Source organism: Sporomusa sp. KB1 (assembly GCF_007830295.1).
Taxonomy (GTDB): Bacteria; Bacillota; Negativicutes; order Sporomusales; family Sporomusaceae; genus Sporomusa.
On sequence record NZ_VLKC01000002.1, the window covers coordinates 1,631,046 to 1,651,781 of the forward strand.

17 protein-coding genes are annotated in these 20,736 nt (G+C 42.4%); 5 read left to right on the forward strand and 12 right to left on the reverse strand.

The genetic code is table 11. From position 1 onward, the window contains the following. Positions 1-24 precede the first annotated feature (24 nt). The 12 genes from SALPA_RS11310 to SALPA_RS11365 form a co-directional block, all read right to left on the reverse strand. Positions 25-624: an FmdE family protein gene (locus tag SALPA_RS11310; protein ID WP_186451030.1), complete on the reverse strand. Its 600-nt coding sequence runs from the start codon at positions 622-624 to the stop codon at positions 25-27. Between the two features lie 145 nt (positions 625-769). Further along, positions 770-1,891 (reverse strand): hypothetical protein, encoded by a 1,122-nt coding sequence (locus SALPA_RS11315; protein ID WP_145093739.1) that lies wholly within the window; start codon positions 1,889-1,891, stop codon positions 770-772. Further along, positions 1,888-2,895 (reverse strand): radical SAM protein, encoded by a 1,008-nt coding sequence (locus SALPA_RS11320; RefSeq protein WP_145093742.1) that lies wholly within the window; start codon positions 2,893-2,895, stop codon positions 1,888-1,890. Before SALPA_RS11320 ends, SALPA_RS11315 begins: the two co-directional genes overlap by 4 nt. 49 nt (positions 2,896-2,944) lie before the next feature. Then, positions 2,945-4,051 (reverse strand): ABC transporter substrate-binding protein, encoded by a 1,107-nt coding sequence (locus tag SALPA_RS11325; protein ID WP_145093744.1) that lies wholly within the window; start codon positions 4,049-4,051, stop codon positions 2,945-2,947. 165 nt (positions 4,052-4,216) lie between these two features. Beyond that, a complete protein-coding gene (locus tag SALPA_RS11330) occupies positions 4,217-4,828 on the reverse strand; it encodes a tetratricopeptide repeat protein (RefSeq protein WP_186451031.1) in 612 nt (203 codons plus the stop codon). Positions 4,829-5,187: 359 nt separating this feature from the next. Then, the gene (locus SALPA_RS11335; RefSeq protein ID WP_145093750.1) at positions 5,188-8,070 is read right to left on the reverse strand and encodes an NHLP bacteriocin export ABC transporter permease/ATPase subunit; all 2,883 of its coding nucleotides are present in this window, start codon (positions 8,068-8,070) and stop codon (positions 5,188-5,190) included. Beyond that, on the reverse strand, positions 8,070-10,229 hold the full coding sequence (locus SALPA_RS11340) for an NHLP family bacteriocin export ABC transporter peptidase/permease/ATPase subunit (RefSeq protein ID WP_145093753.1): 2,160 nt from the start codon (positions 10,227-10,229) through the stop codon (positions 8,070-8,072). Before SALPA_RS11340 ends, SALPA_RS11335 begins: the two co-directional genes overlap by 1 nt. Positions 10,230-10,234: 5 nt before the next feature. Next, complete coding sequence (locus tag SALPA_RS11345; protein ID WP_186451033.1) at positions 10,235-11,194, reverse strand: efflux RND transporter periplasmic adaptor subunit; 960 nt, start codon at positions 11,192-11,194, stop codon at positions 10,235-10,237. Beyond that, positions 11,184-12,383 (reverse strand): efflux RND transporter periplasmic adaptor subunit, encoded by a 1,200-nt coding sequence (locus tag SALPA_RS11350; RefSeq protein ID WP_145093759.1) that lies wholly within the window; start codon positions 12,381-12,383, stop codon positions 11,184-11,186. Before SALPA_RS11350 ends, SALPA_RS11345 begins: the two co-directional genes overlap by 11 nt. 69 nt (positions 12,384-12,452) lie before the next feature. Continuing rightward, a complete protein-coding gene (locus SALPA_RS11355; RefSeq protein ID WP_145093762.1) occupies positions 12,453-12,983 on the reverse strand; it encodes an NHLP leader peptide family RiPP precursor in 531 nt (176 codons plus the stop codon). Positions 12,984-12,998: 15 nt separating this feature from the next. Beyond that, positions 12,999-14,414: a radical SAM family RiPP maturation amino acid epimerase gene (locus SALPA_RS11360; RefSeq protein ID WP_145093765.1), complete on the reverse strand. Its 1,416-nt coding sequence runs from the start codon at positions 14,412-14,414 to the stop codon at positions 12,999-13,001. Further along, positions 14,407-16,341, reverse strand: a complete 1,935-nt coding sequence (locus SALPA_RS11365; RefSeq protein WP_145093778.1) for a RiPP maturation radical SAM C-methyltransferase — start codon at positions 16,339-16,341, stop codon at positions 14,407-14,409. Before SALPA_RS11365 ends, SALPA_RS11360 begins: the two co-directional genes overlap by 8 nt. A gap of 133 nt (positions 16,342-16,474) precedes the next feature. Between SALPA_RS11365 and SALPA_RS11370 the strand changes: the two genes are divergently transcribed. The 5 genes from SALPA_RS11370 (at position 16,475) to SALPA_RS11390 (ending at position 20,720) form a co-directional block, all read left to right on the forward strand. Next, positions 16,475-17,356: an N-acetyltransferase gene (locus tag SALPA_RS11370; RefSeq protein ID WP_186451034.1), complete on the forward strand. Its 882-nt coding sequence runs from the start codon at positions 16,475-16,477 to the stop codon at positions 17,354-17,356. Between the two features lie 185 nt (positions 17,357-17,541). Further along, entirely contained in the window at positions 17,542-17,967 is a 426-nt protein-coding gene (locus tag SALPA_RS11375; RefSeq protein ID WP_145093784.1) for a Fur family transcriptional regulator, read from the forward strand. A gap of 178 nt (positions 17,968-18,145) precedes the next feature. Further along, the gene (locus SALPA_RS11380; protein WP_145093787.1) at positions 18,146-19,069 is read left to right on the forward strand and encodes a metal ABC transporter substrate-binding protein; all 924 of its coding nucleotides are present in this window, start codon (positions 18,146-18,148) and stop codon (positions 19,067-19,069) included. Further along, on the forward strand, positions 19,066-19,881 hold the full coding sequence (locus SALPA_RS11385) for a metal ABC transporter ATP-binding protein (protein ID WP_145093789.1): 816 nt from the start codon (positions 19,066-19,068) through the stop codon (positions 19,879-19,881). The genes SALPA_RS11380 and SALPA_RS11385 overlap by 4 nt, the downstream gene beginning before the upstream one ends. Then, positions 19,875-20,720 carry a metal ABC transporter permease gene (locus SALPA_RS11390; RefSeq protein ID WP_145093792.1) on the forward strand — a complete coding sequence of 282 codons (846 nt, stop codon included), beginning with the start codon at positions 19,875-19,877 and terminating at the stop codon, positions 20,718-20,720. Before SALPA_RS11385 ends, SALPA_RS11390 begins: the two co-directional genes overlap by 7 nt. The last annotated feature ends 16 nt before the right edge of the window (positions 20,721-20,736 follow it).

Consider the following 20,736-nt stretch of genomic DNA (forward strand, 5'->3'; position numbering starts at 1 on the left):
GCCTCCTTATACTGCTGCTTGCGACTACCGCGTTACCGTTACTGCGCAGGCAACACAAGCAATCTTACCCTCACGTAACCTTGTCCATGGTTCCATCACTTGTTCACCACAATACTCACAGCACGGCGAATTATAGATCATTTCTTTTTCCGGTAAAACAACCGTAACCGGTTCCACTTTAAGCAGCGTCTCGTCTGGAGCTGTCATGATCTCCCGTATCCGCGCTTCGCGTTCACTCTTATAGCGGCGGTACTCATCATCTGACACCTTGCCGCTCATTACCCTTCTCGTTAATTCATCACTTTCCGCTGAATACTTGTAAGGCCGCTGAATCACCCGCACAGCCTTGCCGCTATTCCGGCACCCCACAGTAAAAGCCTGTTTGCCGGTAGAATTTATGTACAACTTACCTTTACCAATAGTACAACCAAGTACAATTTGAAAGGGATCAATTGTACAGCGATCGCTTTCCGCAATCGTCACCAAATCCCCCTCTTCCGGGTCCTGATACCCCAGTGCCGCCAGTGCCGCCTTGGCCAGACGGTAGCCAATGGCCAACCCCGGACATACATGTCCATGAAACTCAACTACTTTTCTCCAATCTGTCGAACATTCAGATTCCATTCCCTCATCCTCCCACATTCATTTTATCTGATTGACCAAGCTGCTCTAAAACTCTCTCTTCTATAAGCTTAGTCGAACAACTTCTCAGGAAGTTGTTCGACTAAGCTTCAAGGTGGGCTCAACCCCCCCTGAAGTAAGGTTCACTTTATCGATGAATTACCCCCAGGCATCCCTGATTAGCCAAATTCCTGGCAAAACATTCAATCGCAATATCTGTGCCTGTCACTGTATGCATAAACATACTCCGGTTTCCCACGGCAATGCTCTTGCCGTCAAACCGTTCCCCCACCGTACCGGACGGAATCGAGGTCAAATACCCGGAAAAAGGATATTCCTTGTTTTCATCATCTTCCTGATAGGATCTATAGCCGGGCGGATAAGCAAAAACCTGATGTTTACCTGTACTTATTGACAAATACTGCGCTTCACCGTTTTCATAAGCATACCAGCCTTTGCCGTTAGCGCACGAAGTATATGGCAGACGGAAATCCTTGATTCCCACACCCTCGACTAAAATGAGCGCCACTTTTTTCTCCCGCAAAATAGCGTCAATACCATCACTGATATCTGTGATGGAGTTTACCTCTCCCAAGGCCGCTGATACCGGAATAGAATAATTACAGGCTGGTATCATTACTGGCTGCCGCAATAATGTAGATCTGAAGCAATACCCCTCTTTGGCTACTGCCAGATATTCCGGCAACCGATCAGCAGACACCGGTTCACTGCTGAATAAAGACATGAATTCTTCTTTGCTGACCAGCCTTTCAATCCTGGCAAGCTGCCGCAAATAGCGCATATCGGCCGGGCTGATACCATAAAGACCGGCATACCGGGTCATCCAGTGGCTCGTAATAGCCAAGCCATCCAACCGGCTCAAATCAATATATTCTTTTACTGGAATCATGTCACCGGTTCCCACAACTACCGGAAAAAATCCCGATTCTTCTCTAAAGCGTTCCACTTCTTCAAAGACGTCGTCAATGAGCTGCTGGCGCTTAGCCTCCCCTGGATGTTCAAACCGAAATGAATAATACTGCTGTGCATAGATTAAAAAAGCAAAGTTCGGGTCATACCTGTCAACTAAATCCAATGCCGTATCTGTCACCCATTGGTTACCCTTGTCATCAATATCACCAGGAAACGGATGTTCTCCCAGCACAGCTTTTACCATCTGGGTTTTCGGAGAATTATCCTGCCGTTTCTGACCTGTCTTAAGATCAAATGTATTCTGCCACGCTCTGGCATCAATAATTGCCAAACTCATAGCTGACCTCCTTGCCCATTCCACTCAATGCGATCGCCATGCAGCTTAATCCTATAACCACATTCAGGACACGCCTTATTCCGGCAGTTATAGCGATCCAGCTTATCCCCGCCGCACCCCAGGCTAAACCGTTCTATTACCGCACTGCCACACTGAGGACAAAGTGTATTGACCCAGTCAGAGCCGACAAAATTATGAAAATAAACGTAAGACAATAATTGGCGGCTTTTTTCTAATGCACCATTTATCGCCTCAATATTGGGATACTCGGCTTCTTTCATTTTGTATTCCGGCAACAGACGAAAAACATGCCACGGAATTTCCTTGTCAACATCGGCCAGAAGGGCCGCAATTTGATCCAGCTCATTATCATTAACTGACTCGATTACCGGAGTTGTAACCTCCACATGAGTCAGCGATGCCAGTCTTGTAATGTTCCGCAATATTGGCTTAACATCTGGAATTCCTACATACTGACGGCAAAAATCTGCCGCCAGCCCTTTTAAGCTTATATTAACAAACGAAAACACCGAAGCCAGAAGTTCTGTCGCTTCCTCGGTAGTATACGCATTGGTGAGACAGCCCATCGGTATTCCCGCCAAGCGCGCCTCCTTAGAAACCTCTAGCAGTGAAGGCAGCGAAACGGTCGGTTCATTAACATTAAATACGATATTATGACACCCGCGTTTAATCGCCATCTGGACAAGTTCTGCCGGAGTAAACGTATACATTGTATCCTGAAGTGTAACCGGCTCTTCTTTGGCAATAAAAGCATTTACGCAATACTGGCATGCCATATTGCACCCGGTTGTGCCAATAGTCATACTTCTACTGCCTGGATAAGCATGATAAAATGGCACCGATTCAACCCGCGAAATGACATACGTGCACCACTTATGAGGAAAGCGCTCTTTTATCGTCCCGCCTTCCTCCTGATACATGCGACACACACCATAGTTATCGCCGCCCAGCTCACAACGCCATTCACAATAATTACACTTCATGCTATCCCTTCCTTCTTCATGCTTCCCTGAGATAAGAAACGGTAACAATTTACTTTCTTTGCGTTCCGGTAACCAGCTTGTCTAACTCCTGCTCAGAAAGCTGATAATGATAAAATAGCGCATAAAATCGCTTAACCTCAGAACGAAAATCAAAAGGATATACATCAGGATACAGCAAATTTGCCACCCACCTGATACCAATAAGGCGATTTATCCCCGGCGGACGGTCAAACCAGTTAAAGGGACCGGTAGGAATTTCATACACTCTTCTGTTGCCTACCGCCTGGATATTTTGCCATCCTTTGTCGTCCATGATCGCTGGAAAGCTGCTGCTTTCGCCGTCGCGAAAGTAACCTACTAATATAACTTCCGGATTCCAGACTATCACTTGTTCCAACGACACCGGACTACGGCCAATATTGCTGCCGCCTGGCAAATCAGGGTCAGCGACATTTTCTCCGCCGACAAATTGAATAATCTCGGTATGCCACGATCCACGCGGCTCAGTTTCCAGACCGCCGCGGCCTTCCGCATAGTAAACTGTGACTGGTTTACGGTTCGCCAAAAGTGCTTTTTTTTCTGCTACCATTCCAATCGTCTCCCGGCAATACGCCGCAAGCTCGGTTACCCGTTCCTCGCGGCCAAGCACTTTGCCGGCAGCCAAATAAGTTTGTTCCATTTTAGTCATTTCTTTATCCAGCAGAACTACTGGTATTTTTGTAATTTTTTCCAATTCGTCCGCATATTCCTTATTCGCCGGGGTGATATCATTCACCATCAAGATGATGTCCGGATTCATCTTCATAATTTCCTCAACATTGCCGGTAGAGCCGCGATTAATCCAGCCAAGAACCGGCAAGTCGCGATAGGCTGGCAGAATATAGTCCGCCTGATCAGCACCCATATGATAGCTCCAACCTGGCAGAAACTCAGGATCAATAGTATAAAGCAGTATCGATTCCACTGGCGACACCGGGTACACCTTCCGGATTATCTGCGGTAATACAACCTTACGTCCTGCCATGTCGGTAATAACCCTGCCGCTATTTGCCTTGACCGCCGTATCAGAACCTAAGTTATTTTGCTTCCCGCACCCTGTTATAATAACAAGAATAATGACGACAATCGCTATCCGCAACAAACATAGCTTTTTCATATTTCCCTCCAATAAGAAATCACTAACTGGCAATTGTCTTAACACTCATTTATTAATGAACTTAGCTTATAGTTTGCAAGATAATTACTAAGCTTTTCCACATAGTAAGTAAATGACACCGGTCACCAGTATTGTGGCCGGTGTCATTTGGACTGCTTATCATTTCTATTCGACAGTCGTCCCACCTAATGCACGGATACGTTTTATAGCTGCATCCCGATGATGCGTATCTTCTAGCGGCACATTTTCCAACATGCTGCGATATGTTGCAATTGCTTCTTTATATAAATGCTGTTTTTCATATGCTGTACCTTTGTTTAAATACCCCGCAGGATACTTAGGATTAAGCTCAATGGCTTTATTACAGTCAATAAGGGCTAAATCATATTTACCAATTTTATTGTACATAAATCCCCGGTGGTCATAAGCCATTTCATATGTAGGATCATTGAATATTGCTAGTCGATAATCCTCAATCGCCTTATCATCCTCGCCTCTTTTCTCATAGAGATACCCCTGATCCAAATAAGCGCCTGCGATTACTCGATTATAATCTTTGAGAGCTAAGTCATATTGCTTTTGCGCAAAATATGCCTTACCGCGTTTATAATAAGCCACTGTATCATAAGGATTATCAGCAATAATTGTATTACTGTCGGCAATTATTTGGTCATTATCCACCGCGGGTTGTTTTTCAGCTGCAAAACCTACAGCACCTGATATCCCAAGACCATACAATAATAAAACGAAAGCAATAATAATCCCCTTTTTTTTCACACTAAACGCCTCCCTCAAACCATATCAAGTAAAAGCCTATCCCATTAGAACTCAGTTTCACAAATGCTGTATATGAATACCGCACTCCTGATGTTGAATATTATGGATAACCAGGCAAGCTTTTCCCTTATTGACCATAATACTATAAAAACAGCTATAAATCAACACAGTCAAAGTATATTTATCCGCATTGTTTGTTTTTGTTTGTTTTTGTATGTTTTTTTGATAACTATCATAGTAAATAAACCCGCAAGAGCCTTTTACTCTTGCGGGTTTATTTACGTCACTTCCCCGTTGATGCAGTTAATTTATGATTTCTGGCAAATGTTTAACTAAGTTCCCTGAAAACACAGCCTAAGTTAAACCAACTGCCGCTTTGCCAATTGAGCAAATAGTCCTTGCTTTTGCATAAGTTCAGTAAAATTACCTGTTTCCACAATTGTTCCTTCATGCAAAACCATAATTTTCGTTGCCTTTTGAATGGTACTTAATCTATGAGCTACAACAATCCTTGTCGCGTTTAGCTTTTCCAGTGTTTCCGCAATAATTGCCTGGGTATGGTTATCAAGCGCACTTGTCGCTTCGTCAAAAATAATAATACGCGGTCTGTTTACAATGGCGCGGGCAATCAATATACGCTGCCTTTGGCCACCAGATATATTGTTGGCGCCTTCACTAATTACCGTGTCTATCCCCATTGGCATTTCCTTGATATCTTCTTCCAGGCCAGCTAGTGCTGCTGCTTCGATCGCATCTTCCCGGGTCAATGGCAGTGAACCGATAATATTATCTAAAATACTGCCTGCCATAAGCTGGCCATGCTGTAATACTACTCCAATTTGCCGGCGTACAGAAACAGCCGTTACTTTATTTAAATCAGTGCCGTCATATTCAACAATCCCATTTTCCGCTTTTTCCAGCCCCAGAAGTAAGCGCAGCAGAGTAGATTTGCCGCAGCCTGAAGCACCTACTATCGCGATAAAATCACCCGGATTGGCGGAAAAAGTAACCTCTTTTAACACCAATGGTTTTCCTGCGCCATAGCGAAAGCTCACATTATCTACAACAATTCTACCGTTAAATTCCCCGGCTTCCAATTGATCACCACTACCCTCAACTTTGGTTTCCAGAATTGGCCTTGCCCTTTCGCCAAGCGGCAAGATAGCCAAAGAAGTACCAATAGCCGATAATAAACCCATTATCGAACTGCCTAAGCCGCCCAAGGCCGCATTAAACCCTAAAAAATCCGGTTGTGATAAAAAAGTAACCTTCTCTTCTATTCCAATATCAAGCCAATGAATTGTCATCCAAAAAATCAACATGGTAAGCAGCATATTCATGACTGCATTTAGAAAGTCCAAATAATTTTGCTGCCAACGGGATTTCCGGTTCCATTTCCATTCTTCACCAAATTTTTCCGCCCATAAACTAAAGGCCCGTATTTCTGCCGCCTGTACCCTAAATTTACTGATGCTATTAAATAGCTGGACTGTCTGTCCTGCAACCTTACCAAGCGCTGCCGTTTTTTTTCGCTGATATCTGACTAAACGAACCGAAAAGAAAATAGCTGCCATTGCGTAGACCGCCCAAAATAGTAGCGCAACAAGCGTCAGTTTGGGACTGTAATAACACATCACAAAAATGTTCCAAAAAGAAAACATCCCATTAAAAATGCCACTGGCAACAACAGTGGACATACTGCTATAAATCTGCCCTACCCCCTGCATACGCTGCGCTAAATCACCGATATGGTATTCCCGAAAAAAACTGGCAGGCAAAGATAATAAGCGCAGCCACAAAGACGCTTCTGATACAACATGCATTTTATTTTTAATGCGCAGTACTGCCACGCCGCGCACTAAATTCACCATTACACTGACTGCTGCCGTAACAAACATAACCTGAACAATAATTAAATGTGCCTTTTTGTCATGGCTTGGAATAATATCCTCAAATACAGTCTGCGTAATAAATGGTGTAATAATCGGAATAATTCCGGCAATGATACAGGCAAACAATAAAATCCATAAATCGCGTTTCCAGCAAAATTTCAAAGACCATTTCAGCCATTTGTGAACAGAAGTTATCTCTGATGGTAACTGTGGGTAAAAGGTATAGGCAGTTTCTTCTATTTCCTCAGCAAGCTGTTGATCAATTAGCTTCACTACCCCATTCACCGGATCAACGAATTGATATCGAGAACTGGTTACCGGTGTCGCTGCATAAGGGTTACCATCAATAAAAATCAACAATTCGCCATGATCATGTAAATACCAGTCCCCTGTTAGTTTCACTTTCCGTTGGATCATACCGGCAGCAGTAGCCGCGGCCTGTACCAACTCATTTTGCGTCACTTTTAAAAGACTGGAATTAGAACTTTTAAACTGATATGCTGACAAACCCATATTTTGAGCAATAACGCGAGCAACAACAAAAATCGCCGGCAGCTGCTGCTCATTTCTTTTTATTACTGGCGGCAATGACTTTACATCATTTTTCAGCAATTCATGAATAGCATAGTTCATAACCGTGTCATTCTGCTGCTTGTCATTCAGCATTTTTTCACTGTCACTTAAACGATAGTCTACCATGTGATCGGCAATGACAGCTAAAAACCATTGCTGTTCTAACGTAAACAGATTAAGAAGTGCATTTTCTTCTTTTAGTTTTGCAAGCATTTCTGTAGAATAGGCAATACACTGCGTTTTTTCAGTGCTTTTTAGCCAGATATTGCGGGAAATAGCTACAATATCACCTTCGAATACTGTTCCTTCCCTCGCGCCGCATAATTGTAAGCGGCCAACGGTAACCTCAATCCACAGAATTTCATCTAAATCTGCAGTTTTTATATATTGACTTACTGCCAGCTCCAGCTTCTGCCCTGCTTGCACTGGCTGATAAACACGGGGATTTAAATATTTATCCGGCCAATTTAAGAGAATTTGCAAAATAGAATCTACCGTATCTGCGGCTACACCTGTCTCTTTCCACGTTCTAAAGCTTGCTTCGCCGGCCGTTGTTACCAAAGCCAAAAGACGAATTTTATCGGCAGATACCGGCAAGCCGACCATAGATTTGCCTGCAGCTAGCTCATCAATATAAATGCGCCTGCCTTCGGGCAAAACGATATAAAGTTCAGCTGTCGCAGTAAATAGTTCCAATAATAAGTCTGCCTGGTCAAGCCACAGCCATTGTCCTGCTTGTAACGTTATCACGTTCTCTTTATATGCCATATCCATCATCAACCTTCACTGTCAATCAACTGCCGGTATGCACCGCCTGCCGCAATAAGCTCCTCATGTGTACCTCGCTGCACAACCCGCCCCTTTTGAAGAACAATGATTTCTTCACAATCACGAATTGTACTCAAACGATGCGCAACAATCAGGCACGAACAACCTCGCCTGCGAATATTTTTCATAATCTTTTTTTCCGTTAACGGGTCAAGTGCACTGGTAGCTTCATCAAAAATCAATAACCGCGGATTCTCGGCCAGTGCCCGGGCAATTTCCAGTCGCTGCCTTTGCCCGCCGCTGAAATTATACCCGCCTTCAGCTACAGGTGCATCATAGCCGCCGCTTAGTTTTAAAATATCCTGATGAATTTCTGCATCCTTTGCGGCCTGAACAATATCCTGATATGATATTGCGGCATTAAACAGCGTAACATTCTCAATAACAGTACCTTCAAATAAAGAAATATCCTGTTCTACTAAAGCTACAGAAGAAGCCATAATCTGACGCGGAATTTCCTGGCGTGAATTATTGTCAAATAGTATTTCGCCTGACCAGGGTTCAAGTAAACCTGCTGCCAGTTTTGCAACCGTCGATTTCCCGCTCCCTGAAGCACCAACAATAGCCACCCGTTTACTGGGTTTTAACTCTAATTTGAACTGTTTTAATATTGGTTTATCCAATTTACTGTACCCAAAGGATACTTTATTCATGGTCAAACTGCCACTCAATTTGCTAGGCATAGTACCAAGCGCCTTTTCACTTTGGGTTAGAGGGTCGACTTCATAACGCAATACATCCTCTAACCGCACCAATTGTGAATGATATTGCTGTACGCTTTGGGCAAGAGACAATACTCTGCCCACAGGCTCCTGAAAATTACCCATCAATCCCTGAAATGCAATAAAGATACCGATACTCATAAAGCCGTCCATTATCTGAAAACCACCGACCATCATGATAATGGCACTATTAACTCCTGCCAGCAAAGCTGGTACAAGATTAATTAACTGGCTATAATACTCCGAACGTTGGGTTAAAATCAACATTCGGGTATTAAAACCAGCCCATTTCATAAAAAAGTCCTGTTCATTGCCATTGGCTTTTAGCGTTTCAATTGTTGCTATTCCTGCAATTGATAAACCATACAATTTTGCCGATTCCTGTTGAATAAGCATTTGCTGTTCTTTCAACCATTGAAAAGAATAATAAAGAACCACCATATTGAGTGTCGTAAACAGCAGACCAACTATCGTTAACTGCACATTATATTCAAATAGCAAAAATAAATAAAATAGAGCAATTGCAATGTCAAGTACAACGCGGGCCAGCTGTCCGGATATAAAATCTGCAATACTTTCAGCAAATTGGGCTCTTGCCGCTACTTCACCGGAATAACGCTGCTGAAAAAACTCAATCGGCAAATGTAGTACATGGTGAAAAAATTCTGCGGAACGCCCAATCGTCATACTCCCTTGCCATTTGGTCAATGTCCAGGAATTCAACAAATTAAGTATACCTTTTATTACAAGGATAATAGCCATACCAAGCAGCAAATCAAACAGCCATTCCCGGTGCAAATAAGTCAAAATCTCATCAAAAAAAAGCTGCGTAAATACCGGTGTAACCATTCCACAAATAGCGGTTCCTAAACCAATCAACAGGACAAACAGCAATACAACTTTATTGTTGCGGCATAATTGCTCATAAAACGGTTTCCACAATGAAGGTTCCTGACCGTTAGCAGTAAAGTCTTTCCCCGGCGCTACCAAAATAGCAATCCCGGTATAATTCTCTTCAAATTCCTGCAGGTCTACTGTCCGATGTCCGCGTGCCGGATCATTTAGATAGACTTTACCGTTTTTGCTGCCTTCTACAACCAAAAAATGATTAAATCCCCAGTGTACAATCGCTGGCATCGGTGCTTTTAGCAGCCGTTCGGCAGAATACGTATACCCTTGCCCAACAAGACCATATTTTTCAGCAGCTCGCAGAATATTCCCTGCCTTACTGCCATTGCGGCTAACGCCACAGGTAAGTCGCAACTCTTCTAGCGGTAAAAACAAACCAAAATGCCCCAGAACAATTCCCAGCGCAGCCGCACCGCATTCAGTTGCCTCCATTTGCAGCATCAAAGGCGTTTTTTTACGTTGATTTATTTCTGGCATTGTCGTCAATCACTCCGTACCCACTGGCTGAATTTCCGATATGCCTTAACAATCGGCGCATCCCGGTGAACAATAACCTTGGCGGTACAGGCCGTTCCTGTGGTAATTTTTTCATCCGGGCCAACTACTGATGTCCATAAATACCCGGAAGGTGTAGCATTATCTTTAATCAGTTCTACGTTCACTTCCAACATAGAGCCGCCAGACTTACCCGCAATCCAGCTTACCAAGTCTTTATTCCTGGCAACCCAAACCATAATAGAATCGCTGCTTACAGGATATTCGCTCACACTGACAACCCTGCCTACCATAGCCCCATGCTGAGAAGAATCAACTGAGCCTGGTGAAATTTGAATGGTCATCCCCTCTTTTACCTTTTTCCCTTCTAAAACGGGAACATATACCACAGCCATGATATCTTCGCGCGCAGACATCTGACGCAATACATAAAACGTTGTACCTGTTGAAACAAGATCGCCTTCTTTCACCCGTTGTTCTACAATAATGCCATCAAACGGGCTAACAACCTGCACTTCTCGCTGCAGTTCATCTTTCGTTGAACTGTATTGCGCTACCCGGTCCCGCATATCGGTACTCGTTTTCCCTAAAGCAAGCCGTTCTTTGGATAGTAACGCATTTTGCTCCAGTTGTGGTTGCTCTATATATGCAACTATCTGTCCTTTTTTTACGGTTTCACCAATCTTCACAACCATCTTTTGTACCCGTCCTGCCGATGTATGCGCAATTGAACTGACCCCTGCGGAATCTACAATAATCCCATAGCCATTCACTTTATCTGCCATTACACCAAAAACAGACCAGATAATACCCGAAAACAAGACCAGCATTACAGCAGCAATCAATAGCCAGCCAAGCGAACTTGTAATTGTAAACAATTGATCAAGCTGCATCGGTTTCCTCATTTTATCCAATGCTTTTTTTTGAAACAATGGTTTATTTTCCATGGTTAAGCACCTTTTCTTCATTATGAATAATCCGTACTTGATCACCGGTTGTAAGACCTTGTTTTCCGGAAATTATCACAGTTTCCCCTTCACTGAGACCAGATAAAGTTTCAACATAAGTATCGTCTCTTTGTCCTAATGACACCTTCCGAACAGCCAGCTTATTATTGCCATCAACGACAAAAACCTCCGCGTCTTCCGGGTGATAAATATCATTATATATCAGCGCCGATAGCGGAACACCCAGAATTTGAGTACCATTTTGAGCAATAATATCCACATCGCCATAGCTTGTCGGCTCAATTGAGCCGTCTTGTCCTACGATATGCCACGTCAAGGTACGAACATCAGCCGGTTCTGAAAAAGCCGGAATAGCTTCCACCAGTTCTACCGGAACCCTTGACTCATACCCCTTACGCTGGCTGTCATTAACATTATAGGCCCGATTTTTCAAAATGGTTTTATTAAGAGGAATATAAAAATTCTTTATTTTCCATAAATTTTTGGCAATTTCATCATCAAGTGAAGTCTGAAATATCATTTTGGAAAAATCACCAATTAGACAGATTGATTCACCGGTGCGAATATAATAACCCTGGTGACAGTACAAATTTAAAATATCACCTGTTCGCGGCGCAATAATTACATTTTTACCTTGTTTAACTAGTAGCTGCTGGCGTTGAGCAATGGCTGCATCCAGTTCGCCCTGGGCAACAGCCATCGACATTTTGGCATCTTCATATTGTTTTTGCGAAGCTGCACCCTGTTCAGCTAAAATGCGGTACCGTTCAACATCCTGTTCAGCCCCGACTCGTTTCGCCTTGGCCTGGCTGATAACGCCTTCTGCCTGTGCAATCTGTGCCGGCAAATCCACGTTTTCCACTTCGGCAATAACCGTGCCTGCCTGGACATGATTACCTGCCTGGATAAAGACTTTTGTAACCATGCCATCAATTTGTGCCTGAATGTCTTCCATCCATTCGGCCCGCACAGTAATACTCTTATGGGTTAGCGACGGATGAATTTCATAATAGCCAACTTTAGCCCCTGTTACAGAAGCATACTGGGCCTGTGTCATTTTTTCAACATGCTGATTGCTTACTACGTTGATATAAATTCCATAGCCAACAATCAGCACAACTACCAACATAATCGCTACAATTCCTATTTTTAAATATTTATTTTCCATTCTATTCACCTAAATTATTATATAAAAAAAACAAAGAGCAACCCTGCACTCTTTGCTTTTTTTGCTCCATCAAATAAATACTATCGCACCGACGACAACAACAACTGCAGCAGCCTCCGCTGCACTCGCCACAGTGGTTACATTCACAGCAAGTTCAACATTTGTTCCAATATTGACATTCACTCCATAATTAATATTCGATACGGAATTTTTGCCACCGCCAGCAACCAGGTCAAGCTCAGCTGCTGTTAGTGTATCAGGTGACGGATGCAAAACAATATACCTGGTATCTTCCGTATTCTGCACAATTCTGAATTCAACGCCTTCCGGAACAACGGTCTGTTGTTCACTTTCTACAGCGGCAAGCATCATTTTCGAAATCGCCTTGACCGATTCAGCTACCTTCTTATGTGGCAGCACAATATATTTTACCATTTTGGGTGCTTCAATTACTTTGTACTCCACACCTTCTTCAATTGGTACGCCAAACTCTTCCATAACCTCCCCGGGATTGGCGATGAATTTAGCCTTAAAAGCATCATCCTCCCAGCACTTGGCAATCAATTCACCATAAAGTACCTGTACATCCTTTTCCGTCATAATAATCCTCCCTCATTAATACTCTACCAAGCAGCCTGCCTTGAAAAGATAATTTATACAGTAAAACGTTTCCGCCGGCGCAATGTCATTTTTTGTCAAAAGCGTACTTGCGATCTGCCTAGCGGTCCATTTTTTCTGTTGTATTAATTCTCCAATCATCCCATAAATATCCTGCTTTATTTCCGGAGAATTTTGAAAATTAACTCGAAATTTTGCCTTGCTTGCAAGAGTAAAGCCCTCTTTCGACGGACAGCTGGTATAATACTCCTGAAAACGCAGGATTTGTCCAGAATCCAAACTTATTGGCATATAGGTATTAATCATTAGCGTCATCTTTTCAGCAAAATCAGCGCTATTGGTAAACAGCATCTGCCCTGGTTTAATTTCTCCGGTAGGATGTGCTTCATCTGCATTGCAAGGTGTCGTCAGGCGAATACTTTTTTCCACCAGATTAACTATAAAGCCAGAAGCGCAACTAATTGTCTGGGCTACTGACTCCTCACCATTTTCTTCTCTAGCCCGTCCCGCTTTGGTCACCGTATTATACGCTGCTGCTTCCGGAAAGCGAGGCAATAACTCGACAAACAACAATTCTTCCGGTGCGAAATACTGCAAAATTTCCCGATACAACTCCAAAGTTAAAACTGAAAAACGATGAATACCTGGCATTTTTGCCGCTTCCTGAAGAAATTTTTTCGTTCTCTCTGGCTGCCGCATGGCCGCTGCCGTAGTTACCTGCGGTACTACACCAAATATCTCCTGATAAATCCGGCTGAACTCTTCATAATCGGGATTATCAAATGGTTCTGTAGCACAATAACATACCCCGGAACCGGCAGCATCACCGATAATCTCCCGCGACTTAAGCAAAATATCCCGCCATAGGGTGCTATTCTCCGTTGTCGCCCGGAATATACCCTCCAGTTTTGCCGATGCTAGTGCACAAAACTCGCACCCCATAGAACAACCTTTTGACAATTCAAAAACAAGCGGTACATGAATAAATCCCACATTATTACTGCCAAGTTCACCCCAGCAGCGATTCAACTGGCGTTGCCGCCAAGCTTTAAATGCGGGATTTTTCGGAACGCAGTCATGTTCCTGCAAACGATTGCGGTGGCCTATCTTTTCAAGCATATAAGCCGAATACCATTGTACCGCTACAGGTAAATTTTCATATTTACCCTGATATAAATTACATAGCGGATCTTTACAAAGGCAGTCCATGTCTTCGACCTTCACATTTAGCTGGTAGCAAGCAAGAGTTTCCGATGGTGCCTGTTCATAGGCTGCACGAAAATCCGGATCACCAATATACCACTCTAAAAACCGTTTTACCTGGGCCACTGTATGCATTTGCCTGCTATTACGTTCCCCAGACTGAATGATTTTCGGCACGGCCTCCATCATTTTTAAAAATTCTTTATTCACCAACTATGCCACCCTCTTTATCTTCAAAATGAATATTCCCGACAGGAAGTCCGCTCCCGCGGCGATACGGAAGAGCAGGAAACTGTACTGCCAAAGCAAGAATTTCTTCACCAATCTTTATCATCAGCCTAGCCGTCAATAAGCCTTCGATAGCACCATCAATCTCAGCTGCGGAATACTTGCCGTCTAACAATTCTCTTACTTTGCGGCAGGTAATTGCTATAGCGGCAAATAAATAAACCTCTTTATCCACACCTGTCAGCGTATACACGCTCTGCACCGCACAATCTCTTAAATCACTGATTTCCAGGCAGTTGTCAAATATACTCATCACCAGACGGTCACCACGGCCAACATTATAGAGCTCAATCCATTTAGAAATCTGTGCTGCAAGTTTTTGCCATAAGCCTACCTTAGTACGATATAAATCATCGTCGGCAATTGACTTTGGCAAATAATATTCTGCTGTTCGCTGAATAAAATTCTCATCATCCAAACCAACATAGTGATACAACTCAATCGGCTCCAGCTCGAGTCCATATGCTGCGGGATTCATGGTATACGAGCTGTTGCGCTGAAAAATAACCGAATTCAAATGTGTCGGCGGCTGTAAATGACTAATTAGCGGCAATAGCTCCACCATTTCCTGATACCATTCAGCTTGATCACCAGGCATGTCCTTTAATAAATTCCATACAACTAAGATGCCATAATAACGGCAATATTTTAATAATTCAACATGTTTAATCGCCCGGTTTCCCTTATTCATTAACCCCAGCAAATTATCTTGCAAGCTCTCAATTCCCGGCTGCAAATAGGAAAAACCGGCTTCGCGAAAGGCCTTAACATCATCTTTTGTTAGATTTGATTTCACTTCGGCAAAAAATTTAAATTTTTGTTCATTGTTGGCCAGGCGTGGCAGCAACTCCCGAATATGATCATTACTTAAAATGCAATCAGTAAAAATAAAAGTATCTATTGTGTACCGTCCATACTGTACGTTAAGTTCTTTGATAATGTCTTCGCTGCTTTTCTGGCGATACTGTAATGTTTCTTTACTTGTATGAATTCCGCAAAATGTACAGCGTTTTTTTTGTCCCCACCAACACCCACGCGAACCTTCTATTAATAAGCAGGGAACAATATGTTTTTTAAAATCAAATTCTTCCAGACTACGAAAATAGTCATAAAAGTCAGGTATTGCCATATTTGCCATAAGGCTGCGTCCCCATGACATTTTCTGCCCGCCAGCAACCAACGCACTGGGAAACAACGTATGGATAAACTCCTTAGAATCTCCTGCTAACACATGCTTGCAAAACTCAGGAAATAGATCGTCAGCTTCGCCGGAAAAGACATAATCGACAGTTGGCATATAATCCGCAAGTGCCTGTCCGATACTGCCAGTACAACTATTTCCTCCCAATACTGTCACAATTGACGGATCACGTTCCTTAAGCAGCCTTACTAATGCCAAAGATGCATTTTGCTGCTGATAGGTAATGTCACAGCCAACAATTCGCGGCTGATATGACAAAATGACTTCCACCATTTCCAGCAAGAATGAGTCGATAAACGGCTTAGTAGCTTCAAACCGGGCATAGCAGGGTTCATATATCTGCTCTACATCAAGATGGTTTGCCTGTATTTCCTGTTTGGCATACGCAAAATACTCTGCCGAATCACGATGTTTAGAAAATCCAGCCAAGTGACTGAATATCAATTCACCTAGTAACTCAAAGGAACCAATATCTTTCATAAAATCGCTGTATTTTTTTAATCCCAGCCTTTTGGCAAACCGCAAATTACCGTATTCAATCACTGCCGACAAACCTGCTTTTTGCACTTCTCCCTTCAATACACTCAGTGCCATCGACGGATTACCTAACATAGAAAAAGGCATGTGCACTAGACAAACATCTGCCACTGCTACCACTCCTAAACTAAAATCGCCTATTTATTCTTGATTAGCCGGTTTTTATGGCATCTCCTTGTAAAGGGTTTTACTTATATGTAGCGAAACATAACCTTGATTAAAAATGTATAAAAGGAATGTGCTTATGGAGATTATTGTATTACACCAAAAGACAGCACGACTTTTTTATCAGCAAATGCTAACAAAATGCCATAGCTGTATCAGGAATCCAGCTTACATCGCCCTGGGCGCAATTGATGAAACCACTGGCACGCCGCTGGGTGCATTAGTCGCATTGCTGGAAAATGAAACTATATTCATTCAATCATTATACATAGATGTGAATTATCGGCAGCAAGGTATCGCCAAAAAATTGCTTTCAGCACTCAAAGAAACTGCCAATGAAAAACACTGCCAAAAAATATCCATTTACTATGTACTACCTAAATCTGAAATTGCAGTGTTTGATCATCTTCTCTGTCAGTGCGATTTTCAAACACCCGTATATCAAGGAGAAATTTTCTGTTTTAATCCATACAATATTGTAAGTACTAAATTTACCAGCAAGACACTTGCCCGGGGCAGCGCCTTTTTGCCGGAAGGATGGAATGCCATCCGTTATAATGAATTGACCGAAAATATCAAGCAAAGATTAAACGACACAGAGGAAACGATTTTTCCCAATTATCTAAGTTATAAACTTCATTGGGAAACGCTGGATCTACCACACAGCATCATTTTGTTAAACGACACTGACATTATCGGTTATTTATCTCAACAACGGCTGGCAGCCCATTCTGTATCTGTTCCCTGCTTTGCCGTCAATCCTAATTATCGCGGTGCTGGTCTCTATCTACTGAAATACTATATGTACGTTGTACACTTCGAAACACCAGAGATTTATGAAATCCGCTGTCATTTCACCCCCAAAACAATCACAGGCTGGAAACTCTTCGAAAAATATACAGAAAATCGTTATCACCGTCATTCTATTGAGAAAACGGCAGAACTTCTGTTGAACTACTAACACGCTGCTGGCTGCTATCTTTTTTGCAATTACTTACATAACTAGCCTTATTTTACCTTTTCTGGAGATACAGCAACATTTCCTCCCATTTTTATTTCTTATGTTATTTTTTTAGTAATATCCCAATAAATATTACTAATCCTATGTTAAAATAGTAATATTATTAGTTAGGATGGTGTTTGCAGTTGGAAAAAATCATACAGAAACTTAAAGAAAAAGGCTGTAAAATTACCCCCCAGCGTAGAGCCGTAATACAATCCTTGCTCAATTTTAGTAAATTCCCTACTGCCCTAGAGGTTTTTAATGATATTAAAGCAACAAACCCTGACGTGGGTTTGGATACTATTTATAGAAATCTCAATCTGCTTGTTGAAATTGGCATCGTAAACTCGATTAATCTGCCAGGTAAAGACGTGAAAGTATTTGAGTTGTCTATTGATGGGCACCACCATCATCTGGTTTGTCTTAGTTGTGGGCAAGCCGATTGTTTAGATTATTGTCCAATTGATGAGCAACGTCTGCAAACGGCCGCCGGCTCAGAATTCCAGATCACCGGGCACTCACTGGAAATCTACGGCTACTGCCACAAGTGTAAATCCGCCCCCAAGTAAAGCAGCTTCTGTTGTAAGCTAAGTAATACAAGGTTAGTAGGTGCTTAGCTGCCAGCAATATTATAGGAACAGAAAATTATACTTGACTAGGGAAAAAATGGTATATATACTGTAGTTAGGAATATTCCTATTTGACACCATTCCTATTTGAGTGATAATTACGTTTGGAGGTATTGTAATGTTTTCAAAATTTGTTAAGTTAGTAGTAATAGCGGTCATCAGTTTTGCTATGTTGACTGGTTGTGGACAAAGTAAGGTTTCTAATACGCAAAATTCCATCAATACGGGACAAAAAGAGAATTTTACGATAGTAACATCCTTTTATCCCATGTATATTGCCACTATTAACGTTACCAAAGGCATTCCTGGTATTGAGGTAGTTAATATGACAAAACCACAGACTGGCTGCCTGCATGACTACCAACTAACTCCGGAAGATTTAAAAACGCTTGAAAAAGCAAATGCTTTTGTTATCAACGGAGCAGGCATGGAAGCTTTCTTGGATAAGACAATAAAGCAGCAACCGCAACTAAAAATAATTGATGCCAGCAAGAATCTTGAACTGCTAAAAGATGAAACCGGGGAAGAGAATCCTCATGTATGGGTTAGTGTTTCTAATGCCATTCTTCAGGTCAATAATATCGCCGAACAACTGGCGGCGGTAGATACGCAAAATGCAGCGCAATATAAAAACAATGCGGCTGAATACGTGAAAAAATTGGAAGCCTTGCAAGATACCATGCATAAATCATTGGATGGTGCCAAAAATAAGGATATCATTACCTTCCATGAAGCCTTTCCCTATTTCGCCAAGGAATTTAAGCTAACCATTGTTTCAGTTATTGAAAGAGAGCCTGGCTCAGAGCCATCCCCGGCGGAATTAGAAGCTACTATCAATACAATAAAAAAATCTCATATCAAAGCATTATTTGCTGAGCCGCAGTATTCGTCAAAAGCTGCTCAGACAATTGCGCAGGAAACAGGCGCAAAAGTTTATACCCTTGATCCGGTGGTAACTGGTGAAGCCAAGCCTGATGCCTATGATGCGTATATCCGCACAATGGAAAATAATTTAAAAATATTACAAGAGGCATTGCAATGATAGAAAATAATTGGCATCCATGTTCTCACAGCGAAAATGACTGCAGTCGGTTATGCTGCACCAAAATCGAAAATTTTAACGTTACTTTTGGAAATACACAAATATTTCATGACGTAAATCTCCATATTCACTGTGGGGAACTTACGGCAATAATTGGGCCTAACGGGGCAGGTAAGAGTACCCTTTTGAAAGCAATTCTTGGTGAAGTGAAGCATTCCGGAGTACTTAAGTATTTTGATGCAAAGGGTGTCCATAGCGGACACCCTTTGATTGGGTATGTTCCACAATACCTAAATTTTGATCTCAGTACACCGACAAGTGTACTTGACCTGTTTACAGCCTATCTAACAAACATTCCCTGTTGGTTAACTAGTTCCAAACGTATCCGGGACCGAGTCGGTCAAATTCTTATCAAAGTAAAAGCGGAGCATCTCATTGACAGAAGGCTTGGCGCATTGTCAGGCGGCGAACTGCAAAGAATACTATTAGCACTCTCGCTTGAACCCATACCAGACCTATTGCTGCTGGATGAACCTGTCTCCGGAATTGACCAAAACGGATTAGAATTGTTTTATAATATCGTTTCAGATCTTAGGGCCAACCATGATCTGTCAATTATCTTAATATCTCACGACCTTAACTTGGTTGCAAAATATGCAGATAGAGTCGTTCTCTTAAATGGAACTGTGATCTGTAATGGTTCCCCAGCGGAAGTATTTAATGATCCTCGAACCCGAAATGTGTTTGGCATGCTAGTGCAGCATACTATGCAGGGGAAAGTCCAGCCTGACAGGGAGGGCGCTTCATGTTAGATGTGTGGTATGAGTTGACTACTTTCCTGCTTCCTTTTCAATGGCTGAGCCATACCTTTATGAAAAATGCGCTGCTGGCAGTGCTGCTGGTTACGCCGTTGTTCGGCTTGCTGGGCACCATGGTAGTTAGCAACCGGATGGTATTTTTCTCTGATTCACTTGGCCATGGGGCATTTACCGGCATCGCAATCGGGGTGCTAATTGGAGGCATTAAGCCCCTTACAGCCCTTGTCCTATTTTCTTTATTTTTTTCCATTGTTATTACCGTTATTAAGAACAAGAGCAGCGTTTCCACAGATACCATTATCGGAGTATTTTCATCCACAGCGATCGCATTAGGTTTGATGATTATGTCTCAGGGCGGCAGTTTTGCTAAATTTTCATCCTACCTGATTGGCGACTTATTAAGTATAACGCCAGTTGAAATTGGTATGCTTTTTGGTGTGTTTATTGGCATCGTGTTGTTGTGGCTTGTCATATTTAATAAAATACTTGTCATTAGCATCAATCCATCTTTGGCGGCAAGTCGGGGTATTAATACATTACTTATCGAGATATTGTTCTCCTCAGCACTGGCTATCGTTGTAGCCATTAGCATCCAATGGGTAGGGCTTTTGATTATCAACTCCATGTTAGTTCTGCCGGCAGCCGCTGCGCGAAATGTAACAAGCAATGTCAGGCAATATCATCTTGTTTCTGTTTTGCTCGCTATTTTCGCGGGTGTGGCAGGATTAATACTTTCGTACTACTGGAATACGGCAACAGGAGCAACCATCATTTTGGTGGCGGCAATGCTGTTTTTTACTACATTTTTACTCCGAAATCGTTTTATAGAATAGCATAACACCTGCTACA